The organism is Streptomyces sp. NPDC101194, assembly GCF_044767885.1.
Taxonomy (GTDB): domain Bacteria; phylum Actinomycetota; class Actinomycetes; order Streptomycetales; family Streptomycetaceae; genus Streptomyces.
This window is the reverse complement of sequence record NZ_JBIWOS010000002.1, coordinates 1,262,702-1,287,115: the sequence shown is the minus strand read 5'-3', so window position 1 is coordinate 1,287,115 and position 24,414 is coordinate 1,262,702. Positions and strand designations below refer to the sequence as shown.

Annotated in this window: 18 protein-coding genes; 15 read left to right on the top strand and 3 right to left on the bottom strand. The window is 71.5% G+C overall.

Going from position 1 to position 24,414, the window contains the following annotated elements:
* Positions 1-140 precede the first annotated feature (140 nt).
* On the bottom strand, positions 141-1,448 hold the full coding sequence (glyA, locus tag ACIRP2_RS12530; protein ID WP_404249494.1) for a serine hydroxymethyltransferase: 1,308 nt from the start codon (positions 1,446-1,448) through the stop codon (positions 141-143).
* A 429-nt stretch (positions 1,449-1,877) separates the two neighbouring features.
* On the opposite strand from glyA, the gene ACIRP2_RS12525 reads away from it, so the two are divergent.
* From ACIRP2_RS12525 to ACIRP2_RS12510, 4 genes are all read left to right on the top strand, one after another.
* Positions 1,878-3,359 carry a hypothetical protein gene (locus ACIRP2_RS12525; protein WP_404249163.1) on the top strand — a complete coding sequence of 494 codons (1,482 nt, stop codon included), beginning with the start codon at positions 1,878-1,880 and terminating at the stop codon, positions 3,357-3,359.
* A 206-nt stretch (positions 3,360-3,565) separates the two neighbouring features.
* A complete protein-coding gene (locus ACIRP2_RS12520) occupies positions 3,566-5,515 on the top strand; it encodes a protease pro-enzyme activation domain-containing protein (RefSeq protein ID WP_404249161.1) in 1,950 nt (649 codons plus the stop codon).
* 315 nt (positions 5,516-5,830) lie between these two features.
* A complete protein-coding gene (locus ACIRP2_RS12515; protein ID WP_404249159.1) occupies positions 5,831-6,742 on the top strand; it encodes a class I SAM-dependent methyltransferase in 912 nt (303 codons plus the stop codon).
* Between the two features lie 175 nt (positions 6,743-6,917).
* A complete protein-coding gene (locus ACIRP2_RS12510) occupies positions 6,918-9,182 on the top strand; it encodes a HelD family protein (protein ID WP_404249492.1) in 2,265 nt (754 codons plus the stop codon).
* 73 nt (positions 9,183-9,255) lie between these two features.
* On the opposite strand, the gene ACIRP2_RS12505 is transcribed toward ACIRP2_RS12510, so the two are convergent.
* On the bottom strand, positions 9,256-10,338 hold the full coding sequence (locus tag ACIRP2_RS12505) for a Ku protein (RefSeq protein ID WP_404249157.1): 1,083 nt from the start codon (positions 10,336-10,338) through the stop codon (positions 9,256-9,258).
* A 61-nt stretch (positions 10,339-10,399) separates the two neighbouring features.
* Here ACIRP2_RS12505 and ligD point away from each other — a divergent pair, with 61 nt between their 5' ends.
* The 10 genes from ligD to ACIRP2_RS12455 all read left to right on the top strand — a co-directional run bounded on the left by ligD (position 10,400) and on the right by ACIRP2_RS12455 (position 21,966).
* The gene (gene ligD / locus ACIRP2_RS12500) at positions 10,400-11,296 is read left to right on the top strand and encodes a non-homologous end-joining DNA ligase (RefSeq protein ID WP_404249155.1); all 897 of its coding nucleotides are present in this window, start codon (positions 10,400-10,402) and stop codon (positions 11,294-11,296) included.
* Positions 11,297-11,527: 231 nt separating this feature from the next.
* Entirely contained in the window at positions 11,528-12,097 is a 570-nt protein-coding gene (locus ACIRP2_RS12495; protein ID WP_404249490.1) for a TetR/AcrR family transcriptional regulator, read from the top strand.
* Between the two features lie 477 nt (positions 12,098-12,574).
* The gene (locus ACIRP2_RS12490; protein WP_404249153.1) at positions 12,575-14,755 is read left to right on the top strand and encodes a HEAT repeat domain-containing protein; all 2,181 of its coding nucleotides are present in this window, start codon (positions 12,575-12,577) and stop codon (positions 14,753-14,755) included.
* On the top strand, positions 14,752-15,087 hold the full coding sequence (locus tag ACIRP2_RS12485; protein WP_404249151.1) for a zinc-ribbon domain-containing protein: 336 nt from the start codon (positions 14,752-14,754) through the stop codon (positions 15,085-15,087). Before ACIRP2_RS12490 ends, ACIRP2_RS12485 begins: the two co-directional genes overlap by 4 nt.
* 179 nt (positions 15,088-15,266) lie before the next feature.
* Positions 15,267-16,016, top strand: a complete 750-nt coding sequence (locus ACIRP2_RS12480; protein ID WP_404249149.1) for a hypothetical protein — start codon at positions 15,267-15,269, stop codon at positions 16,014-16,016.
* A 32-nt stretch (positions 16,017-16,048) separates the two neighbouring features.
* Positions 16,049-17,362 (top strand): ATP-binding protein, encoded by a 1,314-nt coding sequence (locus tag ACIRP2_RS12475; protein WP_404249488.1) that lies wholly within the window; start codon positions 16,049-16,051, stop codon positions 17,360-17,362.
* 118 nt (positions 17,363-17,480) lie between these two features.
* On the top strand, positions 17,481-18,860 hold the full coding sequence (locus ACIRP2_RS12470; RefSeq protein ID WP_404249147.1) for an FtsW/RodA/SpoVE family cell cycle protein: 1,380 nt from the start codon (positions 17,481-17,483) through the stop codon (positions 18,858-18,860).
* A 97-nt stretch (positions 18,861-18,957) separates the two neighbouring features.
* Positions 18,958-20,415, top strand: a complete 1,458-nt coding sequence (locus ACIRP2_RS12465) for a peptidoglycan D,D-transpeptidase FtsI family protein (RefSeq protein ID WP_404249145.1) — start codon at positions 18,958-18,960, stop codon at positions 20,413-20,415.
* 4 nt (positions 20,416-20,419) lie between these two features.
* Positions 20,420-21,487, top strand: a complete 1,068-nt coding sequence (locus tag ACIRP2_RS12460) for an amidase family protein (protein ID WP_404249143.1) — start codon at positions 20,420-20,422, stop codon at positions 21,485-21,487.
* Entirely contained in the window at positions 21,484-21,966 is a 483-nt protein-coding gene (locus tag ACIRP2_RS12455; protein ID WP_404249141.1) for a DUF3291 domain-containing protein, read from the top strand. Before ACIRP2_RS12460 ends, ACIRP2_RS12455 begins: the two co-directional genes overlap by 4 nt.
* A gap of 206 nt (positions 21,967-22,172) precedes the next feature.
* Here ACIRP2_RS12455 and ACIRP2_RS12450 read toward each other — a convergent pair whose 3' ends face one another.
* Complete coding sequence (locus tag ACIRP2_RS12450) at positions 22,173-23,294, bottom strand: ferritin-like domain-containing protein (protein WP_404249139.1); 1,122 nt, start codon at positions 23,292-23,294, stop codon at positions 22,173-22,175.
* A gap of 178 nt (positions 23,295-23,472) precedes the next feature.
* On the opposite strand from ACIRP2_RS12450, the gene ACIRP2_RS12445 reads away from it, so the two are divergent.
* Positions 23,473-24,408 carry a diiron oxygenase gene (locus tag ACIRP2_RS12445; protein ID WP_404249137.1) on the top strand — a complete coding sequence of 312 codons (936 nt, stop codon included), beginning with the start codon at positions 23,473-23,475 and terminating at the stop codon, positions 24,406-24,408.
* Positions 24,409-24,414: the final 6 nt, after the last annotated feature.

Sequence of the window (24,414 nt, the reverse complement as noted above, 5' to 3'; positions counted from 1 at the left end):
GGGGGGGGGGGGGGGGGGGGGGGGGGTGGGGGGGGGGTGGGGTGGGGGGGGGGGGGGGGGGGGGGGGGGGGGGGGGGGGGGGGGGGGGGGGGGGGGGGGGGGGGGGGCCCCCCCCCCCCCGGCCGGTCCACCCGCGTCCGTCAGTCCACCGGCAGCCCCGGTGCCGGGTAGCCGTCCATCAGGGCCTTCACCTCCGTGCGGACCTTCTCGACCGTGGCCTCGTCGTCGGTGCGCGCCGCCTCGACCACACGGGTGATCCACTCCGCGATCGTGGCCATCTCGGAGGCCGGGACGCCCCGGGAGGTCAGGGCCGGGGTGCCGATGCGGATGCCGGAGGGGTCGAAGGGCTTGCGGGGGTCGTAGGGGACGGTGTTGTGGTTGACGACGATTCCGGCTCGGTCCAGGGCCTTCGCCGCGATCTTGCCCGGGACACCGCGGGAGGTCAGGTCGATCAGCAGGAGGTGGTTGTCCGTGCCGCCGGAGACCAGGTCGAAGCCTCGGGACGCCAACTCCTCCCCCAGGCTGCGGGCGTTGGTGACCACCTGGTGGGCGTAGGCGCTGAACTCGGGGCGGGCGGCCTCCTTCAGTGCCACCGCGATCGCCGCCGTCGTCTGGTTGTGGGGGCCGCCCTGGAGGCCGGGGAAGACGGCGCGGTCGATGGCGCGTGCGTGCTCCGCCCTGCTCAGCAGCATCGCGCCACGCGGGCCGCGCAGGGTCTTGTGGGTGGTGGTGGAGACCACGTCGGCGTACGGGGCGGGCGACGGGTGGGCGCCCCCCGCGATCAGGCCGGCGATGTGGGCGACATCGGCGACCAGGACCGCTCCGACCTCCCGGGCGATCTCGGCGAAGCCCGCGAAGTCGATCGTGCGGGGCACGGCCGTACCGCCGCAGAAGATGAGCCCGGGCCGCTCGGCCAGAGCCAGGTCGCGTACCTCGTCCAGGTCGATGCGGCCGGTGTCGCGGCGTACGCCGTACTGCACCCCGCGGAACCAGGTACCGGTGGCCGAGACGCCCCAGCCGTGCGTGAGGTGGCCGCCCATCGGCAGTGACATGCCGAGCACGGTGTCGCCGGGCTTCAGGAACGCCAGGTACACGGCAAGGTTGGCCGGTGAGCCGGAGTACGGCTGCACATTGGCGTGGTCCATCGCGAAGAGGGCCCCGGCGCGCTCGGCGGCGAGCGTCTCCACCTGGTCGATGTTCTGCTGGCCCTCGTAGTACCGCTTGCCCGGGTAGCCCTCGGAGTACTTGTTCTGGAGCACGGTGCCGGATGCTTCGAGCACGGCGGCGGAGACGTAGTTCTCACTGGGGATCAGGCGCAGGGTGTCGGCCTGGAGCTGTTCCTCGGCCGTCACCAGTGCGGCGAGTTCCGGATCGGCCTCCGCCAGGGCGGGGTGGCGGGGGTACGAGGGTACGGGTGCGGTCACGGGATCCTCCCGGGTCGTTCGCATCGCTGCGGTGGACCCGGATGCCCAGGCGGACGACTCTCCGGCGATGACGCCCCCGGGCGGGCCCGGGGTGTGCCGCTCCCTCGTGGTCGATTCCACGGAGCGCCCCTGCCGGGGCACGCGCCAGTCGCGGCACCGGGCACTTTACCGGGTGCGGGGTCGGGCCGCGTCGAAATGCGTCGATTCGTCGGCGGTCGACCGGCCCGGCGACCGGTCCGGATTGACACTGTTCGGGGCGTCGTGGAAGGTAATCCAACCGGGCATGGAGCGAGGCCCGCATAGCTCAACGGGTGGGGGGCCGAAGTGAGTTGGGACGATCAGCGATTCGGGACAGGGGCGATTCCTCCGCCGCCGCCCACCTCGCCTCCCCTGCCCCCTCCACCGAGCCGGCCGCCCGTCGTCGGGCCGCCGCCGGGAGGCGTTCTCCGTTCCGTGGCCGCGGGTCTGCTCAACCTGAGCGGGTTCGGGCTCGGCTACGCGCTGATGCGGTGCTGGATCAGGACGGTTCTCTGCTGGGCGGCGACCGGCGCGCTGCTGTCGGCCGCCCTCCCGGCCGACCCCGACGGGGTCGCAAGCGGGCTGGTCGTCGCGTATCTCGTCGTACTGGTCCTGGCGGCCGTGGACGGGGCGAGGACCGCACGGCGTCGCACCGTCGGCGGGTCGTGGCGACCGATGGTGGCGGCGGGGACCGGCCTGGTGCTGCTGGCGGTGCCCGCGGGGGGCGTGGTGTTCTACGGCTCCGCGCAGGACGAGGCGGTCGAGCAGATGCTGCTCGACCGGCTGGACCGGGGCGACCGGAGCGTCGAGGCCGCCTCCCGCAAGCCCTTCGCCGCCGCGCGGGGTGACTACCGGACGGCGCTCACCATCTATCGGGGGCTCGGCGAGAAGCACTCCGGATCGAGGGCCGGGAAGCTCGTGCCGCAGCGGCTCGACGCGTACTACAAGGCGGTCTCGGCGCCGTACCGGCAGAAGAAGTTCTGCGAGGCCGTCGAGCCGCTGACCCATCTGCGGACCCTGCCGCGGTCGATCGACCCGAAGCTTCTGGGCGATCTCGCCGACTACCCCGACGGTCCGCTCGCCGCCTCGCTGTACGCATGCGGGGTGTCGAAGCTGGGGGCCGTGCCGACCAGTACCAGGGACAGCGACGAACTGGGCGAGCTGCTGCGCACGTTCCCCGACTCGACCGAGGCCGGGAAGGTGGGGCCCGCGCTCTCCGGGAAGATCTCGGAGCAGAACCGGGCCGTGCGCGGAAGCGACCCCTGCGCCGCCAGGGACACGTTGCAGCGGCTCCGCACGACCGCCCTCGCGATGCCGGTCAAGTCCGTCTCCGCGCTGGCCCCGAAGACCGACGGCGGCATCCAGAACGGCGCATACGCCTGCGGCGTCGCCCGGTTCAAAGCCAAGCGGTTCGAGCAGGCGCGGCAGATGCTGACGGAGTTCGCCGCCACGTACAAGAAGGACAAGCGCCGCGCTCGGGCCCGGGACATCGCCATCGCCGCCGAGATCGCCGGCAAACGGCCGTCCGCCGGAAAGCACCTGCCGCCCTCGGGCCCGCCGGGCGGGAGCCGGATGGAGCTCGTCATCAGCAACGACGCCCCCGACGGGGTCGAGATCCTGTACACCGGGCCGGTGACGGGAAGGACCGGCATCAAGGGGTGCGGCGGTTGCTCCTCGTACTCCTGGGTGGGCGGGCCCGCCGCGGCCTGCAAGGCCGAGGGGAAGAGCTACCCGAAGGTGACGCTCTGGCTGCCCGCGGGTGAGTACCACTTCCTGTACAAGCACCGAGGGGCCTCGTCCGGCACAGGCGTGACGAGCTACGCGGACGGTTCGAAGATCCAGCCCGGATACCGGTACACCGGCTGTACGTACGTGAGCAGGTCTCCCGGACTCGGCTACGAACCGAAGGGCACCTGAGGCGGGAGCGCAAGCCGCCCGCCCATCGGCGAGCAGGCGCAATTGGGCATGTTCTCCACGAACTACCGTTCACATCCGCTCACTTGGTCGATTCTTGGTGAACGCATGCCCCCTACATGAGGCGTTCCTCGCCAGAGTGGCGCATTACATGTGCACATCATCCGGCACATGCACCACACGCGAAGACCCACATCGCAGGGGGTTATATGAGAACCAGCCGCGCGAGAAGTCGCGCCGCGCTGAGCATGGCGGCGACACTCCCGCTGCTTGCCGGCGCGCTCGCCCTCGGGATACCGAACGCCAGCGCGGACTCCGCGCCGAGCGGGCGGGACGCACTGCACGGCAGCAAGCCCGCCTGGGCGACCGCCGCGGCCGACCGGGGGGCCACGGCCGACAGCGGCAAGGTCAGTGTCCGGGTGCATCTGGCCGGACGGGACGCGAAGGGGCTGGCCGCGTACGCCGCCGCCGTGTCCGACCCGCGGTCCGCCTCGTACGGGAAGTACCTGAGCGCCGAGCAGGCACAGGCCCGGTTCGGGGCCAGTCAGCAGCAGATCGACCAGGTCAGCCAGTGGCTGAGGTCGAGCGGACTGACCGTCACCGGCGCCAATCGGCACTACGTCTCGGCCACCGGTGATGTCGCCACCGCCGAGAAGACGTTCGGCACCCAGCTGCGCAACTACCGCAAGGGCGACCGGACCTACCGCGCCCCCGCCTCCACCGCCTCCGTGCCCGCCGGGCTGAGCGATGCCGTCCTCGCCGTGTCCGGCCTGGACAACGCGCCGCACAAGTCGAGCCACGACGAGACACTGCCGCCGCCGGACGCCGTGTTCCGCAACTCCGGCCCCTTCTCCTCGTACTACGGCTCGAAGACCGCGTCGTCGCTGCCGAGCGCCTACGGATCCAAGGTGCCGTACGCCGTCAGGGGCTACACGGGCAAGCAGCTGCGCGCCGCGTACGGCGCGGGCGACTGGACCGGCAAGGGTGTCACCGTCGCGATCACCGACGCGTACGCCTCGCCGACCATCGCGAAGGACGCCGCCGAGTACGCCAGGCGCAACGGCGACGCCCCCTACCGCCGCGGACAGCTCAGCCAGGTGCTGCCGGCCGACTACACGAAGACCGAGGAGTGCGGGGCCTCCGGCTGGTACGGCGAGGAGACCCTCGACGTCGAGGCCGTGCACGCGGTCGCGCCCGCCGCCGACATCGTGTACGTGGGCGGCGCCTCCTGCTACGACGCCGACCTGCTGGATTCGCTGAACAAGGTCGTCGACCACCGGCTCGCGGACATCGTCTCCAACTCCTGGGGCGACATCGAGGCCAACGAGACCCCGGACATCGCGGCCGCGTACGACCAGGTCTTCAAGATGGGCGCGGTCGAGGGCATCGGCTTCTACTTCTCCTCCGGTGACGACGGCGACAACGTCGCGTCCACGGGGACGAAGCAGATCGACGTCCCGTCCAACTCCGCCTGGGTGACCTCGGTCGGCGGTACCGCGCTGGCCGTCGGCAAGAACGACACGTACCAGTGGGAGACCGGCTGGGGCACGCTGAAGGCGGGCCTCTCCGACGACGGCAGGAGCTGGACCGGCTTCCCGGGCGCGTACACCTCCGGCGCGGGCGGCGGCACCAGCTCGTCCGTGAAGCAGCCGTTCTACCAGCGGGGCATCGTCCCGGACTCGCTCGCGCGGGCGAACGGAAAGCAGCGGATGCGCACGGCCCCGGACATCGCGGCCGTCGCCGACCCGAACACCGGCTTCCTGGTCGGGCAGACCCAGACGCTGCCGGACGGATCGCTCGGCTACGACGAGTACCGCATCGGCGGTACGTCACTGGCCGCGCCGGTCATCGCCGGTGTGCAGGCGCTCGCGCAGCAGGCCCGGCACGGTCTGCCGATCGGCTTCGCCAACCCGGCGATCTACGCCCGGTACGGCTCGAAGGCGTACCACGACGTCACCGACCACCCGCTGGGCCCGAACCGCGATCTCGCGGTGGCCCGGGTCGACTTCGCCAACGGCGTCGACGCCGCGGACGGCGTACTGACCTCGTTGCGCAGCCTCGGCAAGGACGCCTCGCTCAAGGCGGTCAAGGGGTACGACGACGTGACGGGGGTCGGGACTCCGGCGGCCGGTTACGTGAACTCGTACAGGTGGCACTGACGTCCGGACGACGGCACGACGCCACGATGTGAGGACCGCCCCGGGGCCGCCGCTCCGGGGCGGTCCCGTGTGCGGGGCCCGCCGGACTCCCGCACGCCCCGACTTCGCCCCCGCGATGCCGCCTCCCCGCGGGGATCGCGAGGGCTGCCGGACACCTGTGGGAGACGTGCGGCCGAAAGGCGACTTCCGACGCCCATTTCACGCCGGAGAATCAATAATCGCCACCGTCGATTGAAATCACATCGCAATCGCCGGAGCATTTACAAAATTCACTGATTCTGATATGATGTCAGTTTTCGCGGATATGCTGCCCAGGTGAATGCGAAGAACTCGAACGGCACCGCCCTGATGGCCGCCGCCGCACGTGCCGCCCACCTCGTCGTCGACCGGCCGCCACTGATTTTCTCCGACCCGCTGGCGAAACTCCTGCTGGGCAGTGAAGCCGGCGAGCTCCTGGGCTATCACCGCCTCCACGGGGACCGACCGGTACTGGCCGCGGCCCGGGCCCAGACCATCTGCCGCAGCCGATACGCCGAGGACCGCGCCCTGCGCGCTTTCGATTCCGGCATGCGCCAGTGCGTCGTTCTCGGAGCCGGCCTGGACACGTTCGCCCATCGTTCCGGCTCCACCGAGCACGTCCGCTTCTTCGAGGTCGACCGCCCCGACGCGCAGCGAACGAAGAGGGAACGGCTGGCCGCTGCCGGCATCCCGGTTCCCGGCCGCGTGACGTACGTCCCGCTCGACTTCGAGCGGGACTCCCTGGCCGAGGGGCTGCATGCCCACGGCTTCGACGGCGCCGAGCCGTCGGTCGTCCTGTGGCTGGGCGTCAGCATGTATCTCGGCGCCGACGCCGTGGCCGGGACACTGGCGGCCACGGGCTCGTTCGCCGTCGGCACGGAGCTCGTCATGGACTACCTGCTCCCCGCGGAAATGCGTGACGCCGCCGCCCAGCAGTACGTCGACGCCGTCGCGCTCTTCGCCGCCGAGCAGGGCGAGCCGTGGCAGACGTTCTTCACGCCGGGCGGCCTCGCCGCGCTGCTGTCCGACTGCGGCTTCGATGTCGTGGAGAGCGTCCGTCAGCACGAGATGCTCGACGCCACCCTGTGGGACCGCCAGGACGCACTCGCGCCGATCGACCTGTCCCGTGTCGTCCACGCGCGGGTGCGCGGACAGCGCTCGGAGTACCACGCCGGACCCTGCCCGGCCCGTAAGGGCTGGACACCCTGAGGCCGCGCCCGCCCGGACAGCCCTCAGCAGAGCTCATAAAAAATCCCGGACGAAATTGACGTCCGGGTCACCTGTCTGCGTATATTGAATATTTATATGGCTTGCGCCATGAGGACACAAAGCAATTCAATATCCGCATGCTATCGGGTCTGGAGTGCAATTGTCAAGCGAAGAAATGGCGCGGGAACAGGAATTCATCACCCTGCTCCACATGCGTGTCGACGTACTCCGGGAACGGGCCGAAGGAGCCGTCCGGACCTCATTGGGTCAGGCCGCCGAAGGGCGGCAGGCCCGGCTGGAGCGGGATATCGCGGTCGCGGAGCAGTCCGACCGCCTCGCCGCGCTGAACGCCGTGGAGACCGGGCTCTGCTTCGGCAGGATCGATCTGCGGAACGGCGAGCACCACCACATCGGGCGCCTGGGAATCAGCGACGAGGAGCACACGCCGCTGCTCATCGACTGGCGCGCACCGGTGGCCCGGCCGTTCTATCTGGCGACCGGCCACACACCGATGGGCCTCCGCCGCCGCAGGCACCTGACCACGCACGGGCGCCGGGTCACCGCCCTGCACGACGAGATCCTGGATCTCCAGGAGACCGAGCCCGGCCTCCGCACCGGCTTCGAGGACCCCAACGACGACGCCGTCCTGCTCGCCGCCGTGAACGCGACCCGCACCGGGCGCATGACCGACATCGTGCGCACCATTCAGGCCGAGCAGGACCACATCATCCGCGCTCCGCACCGAGGTGTCCTCGTCGTCGAGGGCGGCCCCGGCACCGGCAAGACGGCGGTCGCCCTGCACCGTGCCGCCTACCTCCTGTACGCCCACCGCGAGCAGCTGGCCCGTCGCGCGGTGCTGATCGTCGGCCCCAACCCCGCTTTCCTCGGCTACATCGGCAATGTGCTGCCCTCTCTCGGTGAGACGGGCGTGCTGCTGGCGACCGTGGGCGAGCTCTTTCCCGGCGTACAGGCCACCGGCACGGACAGCCCGGAGGCCGCCGCCGTCAAGGGTGACGTCCGGATGGCAGGCGTCCTGCGCACGGCTGTGGCCGAGCGGCAGCAACTGCCCGATCGCGCCATCGAGGTCGGCCACGGCCGGGAGAAGCTGGTCCTCGACCGCGCAACGGCGGCCCGCGCCCGGGCCGGTGCCCGTGACACCGGGCTGCCCCACAACCTCGCCCACCGCCACTTCGTCGCCCGGATCATCGACGCGCTGACGGAGCAGCTCACCGAGCGCATCGGCGCCGACCCGCTCGGCGGCCCCAACCTGCTCGACGCCTCCGACATCGAGCAGCTCCGCAAGGAAGTGGCCGCCAACCACGAGGTGCACGCCGCGATCGACAGTCTGTGGCCTCGGCTCACCCCTCAGGGGCTGGTCGCCGACTTCCTCGCCCGGCCCGCCCATCTGCCCCCCGCGGAGGCCGCGTCGATCCGCCGCCCCGGCGTCGACCCCACCGCCCTGACGGACCGTACCGAGTGGACGGCCGCCGACGTGCCGCTGCTCGATGAGGCCGCCGAGCTGCTGGGCGAGGACGACAGTGCCTTGCGCGCCGCCGAGGAGGCCGAGCGCCGGGAGCGGATCGCCTACGCCCAGGGCGTCCTCGACCTCTCCCTCGGCTCGCGCAGCACCGACTTCGACGACGAGGACGACGCGGAAGTGCTCTCCGCCCACGACATCATCGACGCCGAACGCTTCGCCGAACGCCAGGAGGAGACGGACCACCGCAGCGCCGCCGAGCGGGCCGCGGCCGACCGGACCTGGGCCTTCGGTCACATAGTCGTCGATGAGGCGCAGGAGCTCTCCGCGATGTCCTGGCGGCTGCTGATGCGCCGCTGCCCCACGCGCTCCATGACGCTGGTCGGCGACCCGGCGCAGACCGGCTCCGCCGCCGGCGCCGACTCGTGGGAACAGATCCTCGGCCCGTACGTCGGTGACCGCTGGCAGCACGCCCGTCTCGGCGTCAACTACCGCACCCCGGCGGAGATCATGGAGGTCGCCGCCGAGGTCCGCAGGGATGCCGACCCCGCCTTCGAGCCGCCCCGGTCGGTGCGCTCGACCGGTGTCGGACCGTGGACCATGGCGGTCGAACCGGAACAGCTGGTCCATGCCACGTCGGAAGCCGTCGCCAAGGAGTGCTGCGCCGAGGGGAAAGTCGCGGTGATCGCACCGCCGGAACTGCACGCCGCGCTCGCCGACGCGATGCCTGATGCGTCGCACGGCCCGAAACCGGACCTGACCGGCCCCGTCGTCCTGCTGGACGCGCGGCAGTCCAAGGGGCTGGAGTTCGACTCGGTGATCGTCGTGGCGCCGGAGCGGATCAGAACCGGCTCGCCGCGCGGCGTCAACGACCTGTACGTGGCGCTGACCCGCGCCACCCGGCGGCTCGGACTGATCGGCTTCGCACCGGCAGCGACGGAAGCGGAGGAGAAGGAGGGGTAGCCGCGGGCGTCGCCGCACGGCAGGCGCCCGGCAGGACGGACAGCCGCGGGCATCACCGCGCGCCGGGCGCCGTTCAGGCGGAGGCGCGCTTGCGCGGGGCCGCCTTCTTCGCCGTCGACTTCGTGTCCGACTTCGCGGTGGTCTTCTTCGCCGTGGACTTGGTGGCCGACTTCTTCGCCGTCGGCCGCGCCGCGGTCTTCTTGGCGGGAGCCCTGCTCGGCGTGGCCTTCTTCGCAGCGGTCTTCCCGGCGGACGGGGCCGCCTTCTTCTTCGCCCCGGTTCCACCGGACTTCTTGCGGCCGGTGAGCGAAGTGACCTTGGCGACAGGGGCGTTCGCCGCCTCCCGCTTCTCATCGGACACTTCCTCCGGCTTCCCGCCGCGTGCCTCCTTCGCCGCCCGGACGCTGTTCTCCAGGGCCGCCATCAGGTCGATGACCTTGCCACCGCCGGACTCTCCCGCCTCCACCGGTTCCAGGGCGCGGCCTTGCGCCTTCGCCGCCACGAGTTCCTCGACCGCCTCCCGGTAGCCGTCGTGGAGCGAGTCCATGTCGACCTCTCCGAGCGTTGCCATCAACGCGTCCGCCAGGTCGAGTTCGGCTTCACGGACCGTGACCTCGGTCTCCGGCGCGACGCCCTCGGGGCTGCGGACCTCGTCCGGCCAGAGCAGGCCGTGCATGGCGATCACGTCGTCGACCACCCGCAGCATGCCGAGCCGCTCCCGGCCGCGCAGGGCGTACTTCGCCACCGCGACCTTCCGCCTCCGCTTCAGCGCCTCACGCAGCAGGGTGTACGGCTTGACCGCCGGGACCCCGTTGGCGGAGAGGTAGTACGCCGCGTCCATCTGGAGCGGGTCGATCGAGGCGGCCGGCACGAAGGCGACGATCTCGATCGTCCTGGCGGTGGGAATCGGGAGGGAGCCGAGGTCCTCGTCGGTGATCGGGATCATCGAGCCGTCGGCGTCCTCGTACGCCTTGCCGATCTCGGCCCCGGCGACCTCCTGCTCGTCGATCTCGCAGACCTTCCGGTAGCGGATCCGGCCACCGTCGGTGAGATGGATCTGGCGGAAGGAGATCGAGTGGTTCTCGGTGGCGTTGACGAGCTTGATCGGGATGCTGATCAGCCCGAAGGAGATGGCGCCGTTCCAGATGGACCTCACTGTTCACCCCTTGCATCCGCATGGATACCTGTAGATCCGAAATGCATGTGATTCTTATCGTATGACGCCGATCACAGAGGTGGAGGGGCGGCGGCTGGCGCTCAGCAACCTCGACAAGGTCCTGTACCCGGCCACCGGGACCACCAAGGGCGAGGTGCTCCACTACTACGCGGCCACCGCCGCGGTGGCCCTGCTGACACATCTGCGCGACCGGCCGGTGTCCTTCCTGCGCTATCCGGACGGACCGGACGGGCAGCTCTTCTTCACCAAGAACCCGCCGCCGGGCACACCGCCCTGGGTGCGGACCACCCCGGTGCCGCGCAGCGAGGACAGGTCGGCCCGCCAGGTGGTCGTACAGGATCTGGCCTCACTGATGTGGGCGGCCAACCTGGTGGTGGAGTTCCACACCCCGCAGTGGCGGACCGATGCGCCCGGGACGGCCGACCGGATGGTGTTCGACCTGGACCCCGGGGCGCCCGCGACCGTGAGGGAGTGCTGTGCGGTGGCCGTGTGGCTGCGCGAGCGGCTGGCGGCGGACGGGCTGGCCGCCTACGCGAAGACCTCCGGGTCGAAGGGGCTGCATCTGCTCGTACCGCTGGAGCCGGCCCCCGCCGATCGGGTGTCGGCCTACGCCAAGGGACTGGCCGTCGAGGCGGAGCAGGAGCTTCCGGAGTTGGTCGTGCACCGGATGACGCGGGCGCTGCGACCGGGGAAGGTCTTCGTCGACTTCAGTCAGAACGCGGCGTCGAAGACGACCGCCGCCCCCTACACGCTGCGCGCCCGCCCCGAACCGACCGTCTCCGCGCCCGTCACCTGGACGGAGATCGAGAAGTGCCGGACACCGGAGGAACTGACCTTCCTGGCCAGTGACATGGGGGGACGCCTGGAGCGGTACGGGGACCTGCTCGGGCCGCTCGTCGACCCGGGCCGGGCGCGACCCCTGCCGGTCGCACGCTAGCGCGGCGACCGGACGGATTCACCGGCTCGCGACGCCCGGCAGACCTTTCCGGCCACATCACCGGGCCCGCCCCGGCTCTCCCGCCCGCCGGCCGGTCCACTTCCCCGGAAGGAGGGTTCGGACCGTCGGACGTCCCCTCGTGCCGATTCGGCGACTTTGAAAGGGCAGGGCAATTTACCTATAACCTTTAGGCGCATGCGCAGATCGAATCTGCCGAGAGAAGGGGCGGGCATGGGACGCGTGGGGCTGAGCACGGAACGTCTGGTCCGGGCAGGCGCGGAACTCGCGGACGAGGTCGGCTTCGACCAGGTGACCGTCTCGGCGCTCGCCAGGCAGTTCGATGTCAAGGTGGCGAGTCTCTACTCGCACGTGAAGAACTCCCAGGACCTCAAGACCGGGATCGCCCTGCTCGCGCTGGAGGAGCTCGCCGACCGCGGCGCCGCCGCGCTGGCCGGGCGGGCCGGCAAGGACGCCCTGGTCGCCTTCGCGAACGTCTACCGCGACTACGCCCGCGAGCACCCCGGCCGCTACGCCGCGGCGCAACTGAGGCTCGACCCGGCGGCGGCCGCCGCCAGTGCCGGCGGCAGGCACGCGCAGATGACGCGGGCGATCCTGCGGGGATACGACCTGACGGAGCCGGACCAGACGCACGCGGTCCGGCTGCTGGGCAGCGTCTTTCACGGCTACGTCAGCCTGGAGCTTGCGGGCGGGTTCAGCCACAGCGCTCCGGACTCGCAGGAAAGCTGGTCGAGGACCCTGGACGCTCTCGACGCCCTGCTGCGGAACTGGCCGACACCGTGACCGCGGCCCGCGTCGACCGGAGGCCGTGACCACCTCCGCACCGACGGCCGCGACCTCGACGGCGAGGCGGATGTCGGCTGCCGGCTGCCGGCTGCCGCTGCCCGACGGGCTCCGCCCGGATGCCGCCCCCACCACGTCGTCGGTGAACGGTCCGCCGATCCGGCCTTCACCGCCGACGGCGCCTTCTCGGCCCGCGCCCGATCCTGGTCCCTCCCTCCGTCCCTCCGTCCCTCCGTCCGTCCCTCCGTCCATCCGTCGTCGTTGTCGCCGTCGCCGTCGCCGTCGCCGTGGCCGTGGCCGTGGCCGTGGCCGTGGCCGTCGGAAGAGGACGTTCCGGCTCGGCCCGCCGATACCGCATGACATGGATCTTTGTCATGTCCGTAAGGAAATGACCGCATGTGGAGGGCGGATCGTCCGAGCGGTGGTGCAGACTCCTCGCAGACACTGCTTCGTGGAAGTGCGTGGGGAGGCGATGGCGTGTTCGCAGGAATCGACGAGGTCGACTGGGCCTCTATGGAGCATGCCTACGGGCCTGCCGATGATGTGCCGGCGATGCTGCGGGGTCTGGCGTCCGCCGATCCGGTGGAGCGCGAGGTGGCACTGGACGGCATGTACGGGGCCGTCCACCACCAGGGTGATGTGTATGCCTGCACGCTGGCCTGCATCCCTTTTCTCTTCGAGCTGGCCGTGGACCCGGGGATTCCGGACCGGGGCAGCATCGTCGAGTTGCTCACCAGCATCGGTGGCATCGATCTGGACGAGGACGACGAGGACGATCTGGACGAGGAGGAGATGGAGGGCGCGGCCAACTACGCGATGGCGGCGGCCGCCGTCGCCGCGGGCTCCGGGGTGTTCTGTGAGCTGATGGCCGACGAGGACCCGGGGGTGAGGCTCGCCGCGCCCCTGGCACTCGCCGCGCTCCACAGCCACCCGGCGCGGGTGCTCGCGCTGCTGCGGGAGCGGCTCCCGGTGGAGCCGGCCGAGGAGGTGCGGCTCGCGCTGGTCGAGGCGGCCGGCCGGGTCGCGCTGCGGCATCGTGGGCTGGCCGAACAGTCGGCGGACTGGCTGACCCGGCTGACCGGCGAGGGCTTCCCGCCGGGACTGCGGCTCGCCGCGCTGGCACAGCTGGCCCGCTGCGCGCCGGACGCGCTGCCGGGCGATGTCGTACGGATGGTGACGGGGTTGCTGCGTCAGCTGCACCCCGCGCCCCGGCGCCGCTCCGGCGCGGCCCCCGGGGCCGAGGCGCAGGCCGGTCCGGCCGATGCGGTCGCGGCCGTCGACGCGCACGCCGAGGCGTCCGGGACCGGTGAGCCGACCGGCGAGGAGCGGACCGCGCCGGTGACCATGGTGGGACAGTTGCGGGCACTGTCCGACGAGGAGACCTCCGGGCGCACCGCCCCCTGGACGGCGGATCTGCTGCGGACCCTGCACGTCGGGCTCGACGACCGGGTCGCCGAGCGGACGTCGCTGCTGACCCATCAGCTGCGCAGCCCCGACCACCGGCAGCGGATCGACGCCCTCCGGATGAGCAGCGGGCTGATCAGGGCCTGGCGCGGCTCGTACGAGGAACTGGTCCGGCTGGTCGGTGAGCAGCTCGCCACCCCCGAACCACGGCTGGCCGAGGCCGCCGCCCATGTGCTGGAGGAACTGTTCGGGCTCGCCGCGCCCGCCGCCGACGCGCTGGCGGCGCGGGTGGCGGCCGACCCCGGCGCCTGGGTGCAGGACTGGCCGAGCGGACCTCCGGGGCTCGGCAGCGCCGTGAAGGCGCTGGCCCGGCTGGGCGACGCCCATGCCGTGCCCGCGCTGGCCGCGGCGCTGGAGCGGCCCGAGGTGCCGCACGACGTGGGCTCCGCCATCGACCACATGGGGGCGGCGGCCGCCCCGTTGGCCGCCGTGCTGCGCCGCAGGCTCGGTGAGGTCCGGCTCGACGAGAGGGCGTACGACCGGGCCGGTCCGCTGCTCGCGGGGCTGACCGCACTGCGGGCGGACGAGGCGGTGCCCGAGGTGCTGCGGGTGCTGCGCGGCGCGCCGGACCACCGGGGTGGGTGGCTGCGTACGGCGGCGCTGCGGGCGCTCGCATCGTTCGGGCCCGCGGCGCACGCCGCGGCACCGGAACTGCGCACACTGCTGCACCGTCCGGGAGCCGCCTCGGCGACGGAGGCGGCCCTGGCCCTGTGGGCGGTCGACGGGGACGCGGACGCCGTGCTGCCGGTGCTGATCGAGGGCCTGCAGGCGGAGCGCGACCACGAGCGGCGCTCCGCGCTGAACGCGCTGGGCCGTCTCGGGACGCGGGCGGCGGTCACGGCGCCCCGGCTGCGCGCACTGCTCCGGCACGAGGAGCCGTGGCTCCGGGTGGACGCGGCGATCGCGCTGTGGGACGTGTCCGGGCGGGCCGCGGAGTCCGTGCCGGTGCTCCTGACGGCCTGGGAGCAGAACCGCCATGTCCGGGTCAGGGTGGCGGAATGTCTGGCGCGGAAGGGTGTCGCTGGTGCAGGGTCGGACGCGGCACACGCGCTGCGGGCCGAGCTCGCCTCCGTACGCCGCCACAACGCGATGGACGGCGGATTCGGCAGTCACGACACATACGACGACGAAAGACTGCTGGCGTTCTGCCGGCAGGCACTCCTGGGAAAGACGGGGAAGGGACCCACCACGTGATCATTTTCGGTACGCGGGGATATCTGTACCAGCTGGCCATAATGACGTTGGTCTGCGGCTGGTGCGGCAATCCGGCCGCGCACACGCTCCGCAAGCGGGTCACCAAGTTCACGCTGTTCTTCGTGCCGCTGTTCCCGTTCTCGACGAAGTTCGCGACCCAGTGCACGTTCTGCGGCGGGGAGCAGCAGATCGCGAAGGAGCAGGCCGAGCAGTTGCTCGCGCAGCACGCCGCCTCGCAGGACGGCAATCCGTTCGGGCAGGCTCAGGGGCAGGGCCAGGGACAGCCGGGATATGCGCCGGGCGGACAGGGCCAGAACCCCTACCAGCGCTGAACCGTCACTTCCGCACCGGCGCCACGGACCGTCGCTCCTGGTGCCGCGCGCCGGGCGGACAGCCGTTCCCGGCACCGTTCGGACGGCCGCTCCCGGTGGCTTCTCAGCACTAAATAGGCATAAAGGACTTCCTTCCGAATAAGGTCTATGAGGTATGGACCACGGGAAGGGAGGGTGTCATGCGCCGGGAGCGCCGGGTGCGAAGCCGCACGGCGGCGGCCGCAGGGGTCGCCGTCGGCGCGGCGCTGCTGGCCGGTTGCGGTGTCGGCGGCGGGCTGCAGAGCGCCGGGCCGGCCCCGACCGCCGTCGGGCCCGCGCTGCTCTGGCCCGAGCTGCCGCCCGCCTCCGCCGCGCCGTACGACTACGGCGAGGGGGAGACCGCGCGCATCCCCGGGATCAAGGTGCCGGACGACAATGTGCACCGGCTGGATCCGGTGGCGGTGGTGCAGGCCGGCCTGAAGGCCCGGCCCGGCCGCTCCAGCGGCGCGGCCGAGCTGCCGGCCGAAACGGTCCGCCTCATCGGCACGTGCCATTCCGATCCGGCGTCCTGCCCCGTGCTGCGGCCCTATTTCCGTGATCTGACGGGCGACGGCAAGGACGAGATGGTCGTCGGCATCCGGCTGCCGGACCACCAGCTCTCCGTACGGGTCTACATGCCGGAGGGGGGCGGTCTGACCCGGATCCTGTCCACCTCGGACGCCGTGATCAGTGTCCAGCTGGCCGGGCGGGATCTGATCGTGCGGGCCCCGTCGGCCATCATCGGCTACGAGTACCGCACGGCCTGGTCCTGGGACAGCCGGCAGCGCGCGATGCTGCCCACCCGGGACGAGATCCTGCGGACGCCGCCGTCCCCGGCCCCGCGACCGCACACCACGGCCGCCACCCCGACCGCCACGCCGTCCGTCGGCGTTTCCGCGGAGCGCCGGTGAGCCGCCACGGGACGGCGCGGCGCGGGCCGCGCATGCCGTCCTGGACCGCGACGCTCACCTGGAAGTCGGCCGTCTTCATCACCGTGATGTGCTGCGCCCTCGCCGCGCTGCTGAGCGTGCTGGTCCACGGCGAGGTGACACACCAGACCGTCAGCCAGGCCCGCGAGAAGGCGCTGTCGCGGCTGGCGGACGTCACCGTCGCGTACGAGACGGGCGAGGCGCTCCCACCGGGTTCCGGCATCGATCCGCCGGGGCTGCCCGAGTCCCTGCGCGCACTGGCCGTGGGCGGCCGACGCGGCACGCTCGTCGCCTATCACGACGGGCGTCCGGCCATGTGGGCGGCGGCTCCGGCCGACGGCCGCGCGCTGGCCACGGCGGTGGACTACAGCCAGAGCGCCCGCACGATCAACGATCTCGACGGGGCGATCGTCGGTTCCTCCCTGCTGGCCACCGGCGCCACGCTGCTGGTCGGCGCGCTCGCCGTCACCCGGGTCACCCGGAGGCTGCACCAGACGGCCCTGGTGGCCGGCCGGATCAGCGCGGGCGACCTCGACGCCCGCGTCGACGACCCGCGCACGGCGGACCCCTCGCGCCCGCAGGACGAGGTGGCGGTCGTCGCGGGCGCACTGGACACGATGGCGTCCACGCTCCAGCGCAAGCTGCAGACGGAGCAGCGGTTCACCGCCGATGTGGCGCACGAGCTCCGCACTCCGCTGACCGGTCTCTCGGCCGCCGCCGAACTGCTTCCGCCGGGGCGGCCGTCGGAGCTGGTGCGGGACCGGGTCCGGGCGATGCGGGCACTGACGGAGGACCTGCTGGAGATCTCGCGGCTCGACGCCCGCACGGAACAGGTCGATCTCGACGTGCACGAGCTGGCGCCGCTCGTCGAGCGCGTGGTGCACGCTTTCGGGACGAAGACCACGATCCGTTCCGTGGAGGTCGGCCGGGAAGGTCCGCACGCGCCCGTGCGGGTCGAGACCGACAAGCGCCGCCTGGAGCGGGTGCTGGGAAATCTGATCACCAACGCCCACAAGCACGGCCTGCCCCCGGTGGTGGTGACGGTCGACGGGCCGACGGTGACCGTACGCGATCACGGGCCCGGCTTCCCGGACTATCTGCTGGAGGACGGTCCGCAGCGGTTCCGTACCGAGGGCGGCCGGGGACACGGTCTCGGACTGACCATCGCCGTCGGGCAGGCGGCGGAGATCGGCGCCGGTCTCGACTTCTCCAACGCCCCGGACGGCGGAGCGGTGGCGCGGCTGACGCTCCCCGAGTACGTACCGCTCGACGACGGGGGCCCCCGGAGCCACGACGATCCGGATTCCTCTCCGCGTCAGGAGGAGTGACGGTGCCTCGGCGCCGCACCGCGCCGATACCGGACGCCGGGCGCGCCTGTACGGATATCAGGACATACCCGCTATGACATAAGGGAAATAGACACCACCTCTTGCTACGTTGCGGGACATGACCGCAACGACGGCGGACGCACCCCCGCCCGATCCACGCCTGCCCAAGCGGCGCGGAGTCGAGCTCCTGCTCCTCATCGGGGCCGTCCTCGTCCCGGTCTACGGCTACACCGCCGTCGGCCTGGCCAGGAACGGCACGGTCCCGCCCGATGTGGCCGGATACGGCGCGGGCCTCGGGCTGCTCGCCCTGCTGGCCCATCTCGCGGTCCGCTTCCGGGCCCCGTACGCCGATCCACTGCTGCTGCCCATCGCCGTACTGCTCAACGGCCTCGGACTGGTGCTGATCTACCGGCTCGATCTGGAGACCCCGAAGGACCAGGCGGCCCCCACCCAGCTGGTCTGGTCCACGCTCGGGGTGGCGCTCTTCATCGGGGTGGTCGTCTTCCTCCGCGACCACCGGGTGCTCCAGCGGTACGCCTATCTCTCGGTCGCCGCCGCCCTGGTCCTGATGATCGTGCCGATCTTCTTCCCCGCGGTGAACGGTGCCAAGATCTGGATCCGGGTCGGCGGTCTCTCCTTCCAGCCGGGCGAGTTCGCCAAGATCCTGCTCGCCGTGTTCTTCGCCGCGTATCTCGCCGCGAACCGCCACGCCCTCGCCTACACCGGCCGCAGGATCTGGAAGCTCCAGCTCCCCACCGGGCGGGTGCTCGGCCCGATCGTGGCGATCTGGCTGATCAGCGTGGGCGTGCTGGTCCTGGAGCGCGATCTGGGCACGTCACTGCTGTTCTTCGGCCTCTTCGTGATCATGCTGTACGTGGCGACCGGCCGGACCGGCTGGATCGCGGTCGGCCTGCTGCTCGCCGCCGTCGGCGCGTTCGTGGTCGGCTCCTTCGAACCGCATGTGCACAGCCGGGTCCAGGACTGGCTCGACCCGTTCGCCACCATCGAGGCGGGTCAGGGCCCCGGCCAGCTGGCCCAGTCGCTGTTCGCGTTCGCAGCGGGCGGGATGCTCGGCACCGGGCTCGGGCTCGGGCACTCCATCCTCATCGGCTTCGCCGCCAAGTCCGACTTCATTCTGGCGACCGCGGGCGAGGAGCTCGGGCTGACCGGGCTGACCGCGATCTTCCTGCTGTACGCGCTGCTGGTCGCCCGCGGCTACCGGGCCGGCCTCGCCCTGCGCGACCCCTTCGGACGGCTGCTCTCGATCGGTCTCGCCTCGATCCTGGCCCTCCAGGTGTTCGTGATCGCGGGAGGGGTGATGGGGCTGATCCCGCTGACCGGCATGGCGATGCCGTTCCTCGCCCAGGGCGGTTCGTCCGTCGTCACCAACTGGATCATCGTGGCGCTGCTGATCCGGGTCAGCGACCAGGCCCGCAGACCGCACCCCGAACATGTGGAGACCGGAACCGTCGCATCGATGGTGGAGGACGGGCCGTGACCCCGTACCCGCGAACCGCGCGCACGCACCGCCGGACGGTGCCGCCGTACCCGCGGGCCGTGACACCCCACATGCCGCCGGCCCCGGAGGTCAGACCGTGATCCGCTACATCCGCCGGGCCGCCGCGCTCCTTCTGCTGCTTCTCGTCGCACTGCTGCTGAACGCCGCGCGCATCCAGGTCTTCGAGGCCGACAGTCTGGACGACAATCCGGCCAACCGCCGCCTCACGATCGCCCGTTACCACCAGCCGCGCGGCAACATCCTGGTCGGCGGCAAGTCCGTGACCGGTTCCGAGAACACCGGTGAGCAGCTCGCCTACGAGCGCACGTACAAGGACGGCCCGCTGTACGCGCCGGTGACCGGCTACGCCTCGCAGACGTACGGCACGACCCTGATCGAGCACGCCGAGGACGACATCCTCTCCGGCACCGACCCGATGCTCGCCCCACTCCCGCTGTGGAACGAGATCACCCGCGGCCGGCAGCCCGGCGGCGATGTCGTCACGACCATCAAGGACACGGTGCAGCGTGCCGCCTACGAGGGGCTCGGCGGGCGACGGGGCGCGGTCGCCGCCGTCGAACCGTCGACCGGCCGGATCCTGGCGCTGGTCTCGTCCCCCTCGTACGATCCCGGACTGCTCTCCGGCACCGGTTCCTCCGTGACCGACGCCTGGCGGAGGCTGAACGCGGACAGGAGCCAGCCCATGCTCGACCGGGCGATCCGGCAGACCTATCCGCCGGGCTCCACCTTCAAGATCGTGACCGCGGCGGCGGCGCTCGACGCGGGCGTCGTCACCGATCCCGACGCCGAGACCGACACCCCGTCCCCCTATGTGCTGCCGGGCACGACGACCACGCTGCCGAACGAGGCGGAAGGCTGCGAGAACGCCCCGCTCGCCGAGGCGATCCGGGTCTCCTGCAACACGGTGATGGCGGAACTGGGGGTGCGGGTCGGGCTGAAGGGCATGGTGGACGCGGTGCGGAAGTTCGGCTTCAACGACACCGGGCTGAAGATCCCTTCGGGAGTGGCGAAGAGCAATTTCGACACACGCATGTCGGACGACCAGCTGGCGCTCTCCTCGATCGGCCAGTTCGACACGACGGCGACACCGCTCCAGATGGCGATGGTGGCGTCGGCCGTGGCGAACGGCGGCGACCTCAAGTACCCGCATCTGGTGGACCGTACGACCACACGAGGAGGCTCGACCGTCCACCGCGAAGGCTCGCACACCTACCACCGGGCCATGGACCCGCGGACGGCCTCGCAGCTGCGGAGGATGATGGTCGACGTCGTGGAGCGGGGCACCGGGTCCAACGCCGCCATCGACGGGGTGACGGTCGGCGGCAAGACCGGCACAGCGCAGCACGGCATCGACAACTCGGGCATGCCGTACGCCTGGTTCATCTCCTGGGCGCAGGCGCCGGATTCGGGGCAGCCGGCCGTCGCGGTCGCCGTGGTGGTCGAGGACGCCGCCGCCGACCGGGCCGACATCAGCGGCGGTGGCAGCGCGGCCCCGATCGCCCGTTCCGTCATGCGGGCGGCTCTGGGAGGCTGAGCGCGTGACGGATGCGGGTGGGGCGGCCTCGGCGCTGGAACGGATCGACCGGGAGGATCCGCGCCTGTGCGCGTTCATCGAGGTGTGGCACGCGAGGGTGGCCGCGGGGGCCGAATCCGCGCGCCGGCTCCCGCTGGGCGGAATGCCGTTCGCGGTCAAGGGACCTGCCGGCATCCGTTCGTACACGGCCCGGCGGCTGATCGCCGCCGGTGGCCTCCCGGTCGGCGCGACCTCGGTGCCCGGACCCGGTACGCCCTGGCAGACGTGGGGGCTGGGCGCCCATGGCCCAACGGTCAACCCTTGGCGCCCCGACCGCACCCCGGGCGGCTCCTCGGCGGGTTCGGCGGTGGCGGTCGCGGCGGACCTGGTGGACCTGGCGACCGGCAGCGACGGGGCGGGGTCGGTCCGGATTCCGGCGGCGTGGTGCGGGGTGTTCGGCCTGAAGACGACGAACGGCCTGCTGCCGTCGCCCGACCGGTCCGGGCTCGCGTCCGCCGGGGTGCTGGCCCGTTCGGCGGTGCACGCCCAGACGTTCCTGCGCTGCGTGCTGGACGGCTGCGAACCGGCGACCGCGGTTCTTCCCATCCCTGCCGTGTTCAGCCCCGACCTGGGGTACGCGCAGGTCGACCCGGAGGTCGGGGCCGTCGTCCGACGTGCGGTGCGGCGGCTCGTGACGGCCCAGGTGGTGCGGCTCGTGGACCGTACGTGCGAGCTGCTCGATCCGCGAGAGGCGTGGCAGGCGGTCCGTGGCGGGGAGCCGTCCCCGGCCGCCTCGGAGCTCCGACGCGAGAACGACCTGCGCCTCGACGCCCTGTTCGCCCGTACGCCCCTGCTGCTCACCCCGGCCACCCCCAACCGCCCGCATGGGCACGACGGTCCGGGCGAGCTCTACTCGACCGCGCTGACCTGGGCGTTCAACCTCAGCGGACATCCCGCCGCGAGCGTGCCCGCGGGATTCACGTCGGACGGCTGCCCGGTCGGACTCCAGCTGGTCGCGGAGCGCGGGTCGGACGTCTCGCTGCTCGGAATGGCCCGTGCGGTGGAGAGCGCCCTGGTTACCGTGCGGCCATGACATTCAGCGACCGGCCGACCGGCACCGGCCATGAACTGGCCCAGGTGAACACGGCCCGACTCAGATTCCCCCTGGACTCCCCCGAACTGAAGGACTTCGTCGACGCCCTCGACCCCGTGAACGCGGTCGCCGACGAGGCGGCCGGTTTCGTCTGGCGGCTGCAGAGCGAGACCGGCAACGCCACCGACGTTCCGGTCTTCGGAGACAGCCGGCTGATCGTGAACATGTCGGTGTGGCGGGACACCGACGCGCTGACGGCGTTCATGTACCAGGGGCAGCACCGCGAACTGCTGGCGCGGCGGCGCGAGTGGTTCGAGCGTGTGGAGGAGGCGATGACGGCCCTGTGGTGGGTACCGGCGGGCGAGCGCCCGACGGTGCAGGACGCCGAGGAACGCCTGCTCCATCTGCGCGAACACGGCCCCACGGAGCGGGCGTTCACTCTGCGAAAGTCCTTCCCGGCTCCTCTCGCCACGGGTTGACCGGGCACGGCGATCGGTACCGGTCGTGACGGGCGCACCGGCCTCGGCGAACGACACGGGCCGTGGCGGGCCTGGCGGGCGGGACGAGCAGGGCGAACGGCACCGGCCACGAAAGCCCTGACGCCACGGTTCACCGGCGCGGCGTCGCAGCCGCCGCGCCGGCACCCCGTCGCCCTCCGCCTCCCCCGGCGGCCGCGCCCGCCGCCTCATTGCGCCGGCGGGCCCTCCGTTCCGCCCTGCGCGATCGCCTCTTCGACCTCGGCCACCCTGGCCCGCTCCTCGGCCGCGAACCGGTCGCGGTCGAGTTGCTCGGCGGTCTCCTCGTCCTGGGCCATGAGCAGGTCCAGGCTGGAGTCGCCGAGCTCGAAGACACCCATGTCGACGTAGGCCTTCTGGAGCCGTTCGCCCCACAGGCCGATGTCCTTGACGCACGGCACGATCCGGCTGAACAGCAGCTTGCGGAAGAGCTGCAGGAACGGCGACTGCTCCGAGAGGGCGTCGGCCTCCTGCCTGCCGATGCCGAAGTTCTCCAGCACCTCGACGCCCCGGAGCCGGTCCCGCATCAGGTAGCAGCCCTCGATGACGAACTCCTCGCGTTCGCGCAGTTCGGCGTCGCTCAGCTGCTTGTAGTAGTCCCGCAGCGCCATCCGCCCGAAGGCGACGTGCCGGGCCTCGTCCTGCATGACGTACGCCAGGATCTGCTTGGGCAGCGGCTTGTTCGTCGTGTCGCGGATCATGCCGAACGCGGCCAGGGCGAGTCCTTCGATGAGCACCTGCATGCCGAGGTACGGCATGTCCCAGCGGGAATCGCGCAGGGTGTCGCCGAGCAGCCCCTGGAGGTTGTCGTTGATCGGGTAGAGCATCCCGACCTTCTCGTGCAGGAACCGGCCGTATATCTCCGCGTGCCGGGCCTCGTCCATGGTCTGGGTCGCGGAGTAGAACTTCGCGTCCAGGTCGGGCACGGACTCCACGATCCTGGCCGCGCAGACCATGGCGCCCTGCTCACCGTGGAGGAACTGGCTGAACTGCCAGGCCGTGTAGTGCTTGCGCAGCTCGCCCCGGTCCTTCTCGGTCATCTTCGCCCAGTGCGGGGTGTCGTACAGGGTGAGGACCTCGTCGGGGGTGCCGAGCGGGTCGGCGGGGTCGACCTCGAGGGACCAGTCGATGCGCTTGTTGCCGTCCCACTGCTTGTCCTTGCCCTTCTGGTAGAGAGCGAGCAGGCGTTCGCGGCCGTCGTCGTAGTCCCAGCTGAAGCGGGCGGCGCCGGAGGCGGGCACCTGCCACAGCGGCGTGTCGGGGGCGGTGGTGTAGAGGTCGTGTGTCGACACGGACGGCTCCTTCGCCTTGCGTGCTCCGATAAGTTCCGCGGCGGTTGCCTCAGTTGGCAGGTTCACACGTTGCTAGACACCGGGTCAACAAGTAGCGCGCAAGGGATTGACGGCCTTGCTGACGAGCAGTCTCATAAGAGGTGACCGCAGGTAACCCACATGTGAGGTGCCCCCAGCCATGACGACAGTGTCCGAACGCGACGTGCGCTTGCTCCGCGACGCACTCGGCCCGCTCCGGGACCGCGAACAGATCGCCGAGCGGCTGCTCGAATCCTCGGCCAAGCACTCGTTCGACCCGGACAAGGAACTCGACTGGGAGGCGGCGATCGAGGACGGCAAGTGGTTCTGGCCGCCCGAGCTCGTCTCGCTCTACGACACCCCGCTGTGGCGGAAGATGTCCGAGGAGCAGCGGATGGACCTGTCCAGGCACGAGGCGGCGTCACTGGCCTCACTGGGCATCTGGTTCGAGATCATCCTCATGCAGCTGCTGGTCCGGCACATCTACGACAAGCCGCCGACCAGCAACCACGTGCGTTACGCGCTCACCGAGATAGCCGACGAGTGCCGGCACTCGATGATGTTCGGCCGCATGATCAAGTGGAGCCGGGCACCCGACTACCCCGTGCCGCGCGTCTATCACAACCTCGCACGCGTACTGAAGACCATCTCCACCACGCCCGGTTCGTTCGCGGCGACCCTGCTCGGCGAGGAGATCCTCGACTGGATGCAGCGGCTGACGTTCCCGGACGAGCGCGTCCAGACGCTGGTGCGCGGGGTGACCCGCATCCATGTCGTCGAGGAGGCCCGGCACGTCCGGTACGCCCGTGAGGAGCTGCGCCGCCAGATGGTGACCGCCCCTCGCTGGGAGCGTGAACTCACCCGGGTGAGCTGCGGCGAGGCGGCCCGGGTCTTCAGCGTCTGCTTCATCAATCCGCAGGCCTACGAGAACGTCGGCCTGGACCGGCGCGAGGCCGTCGCCCAGGTCAGGGCGAGCGGCCACCGGGCGGAAGTGATGCAGAGCGGCGCGAAGCGGCTGACGGACTTCCTCGACGACATCGGGGTGCTCAACGGGGTGGGACGCAGGCTGTGGAAGAGCTCGGGCCTGCTGGCCTGAACCCGC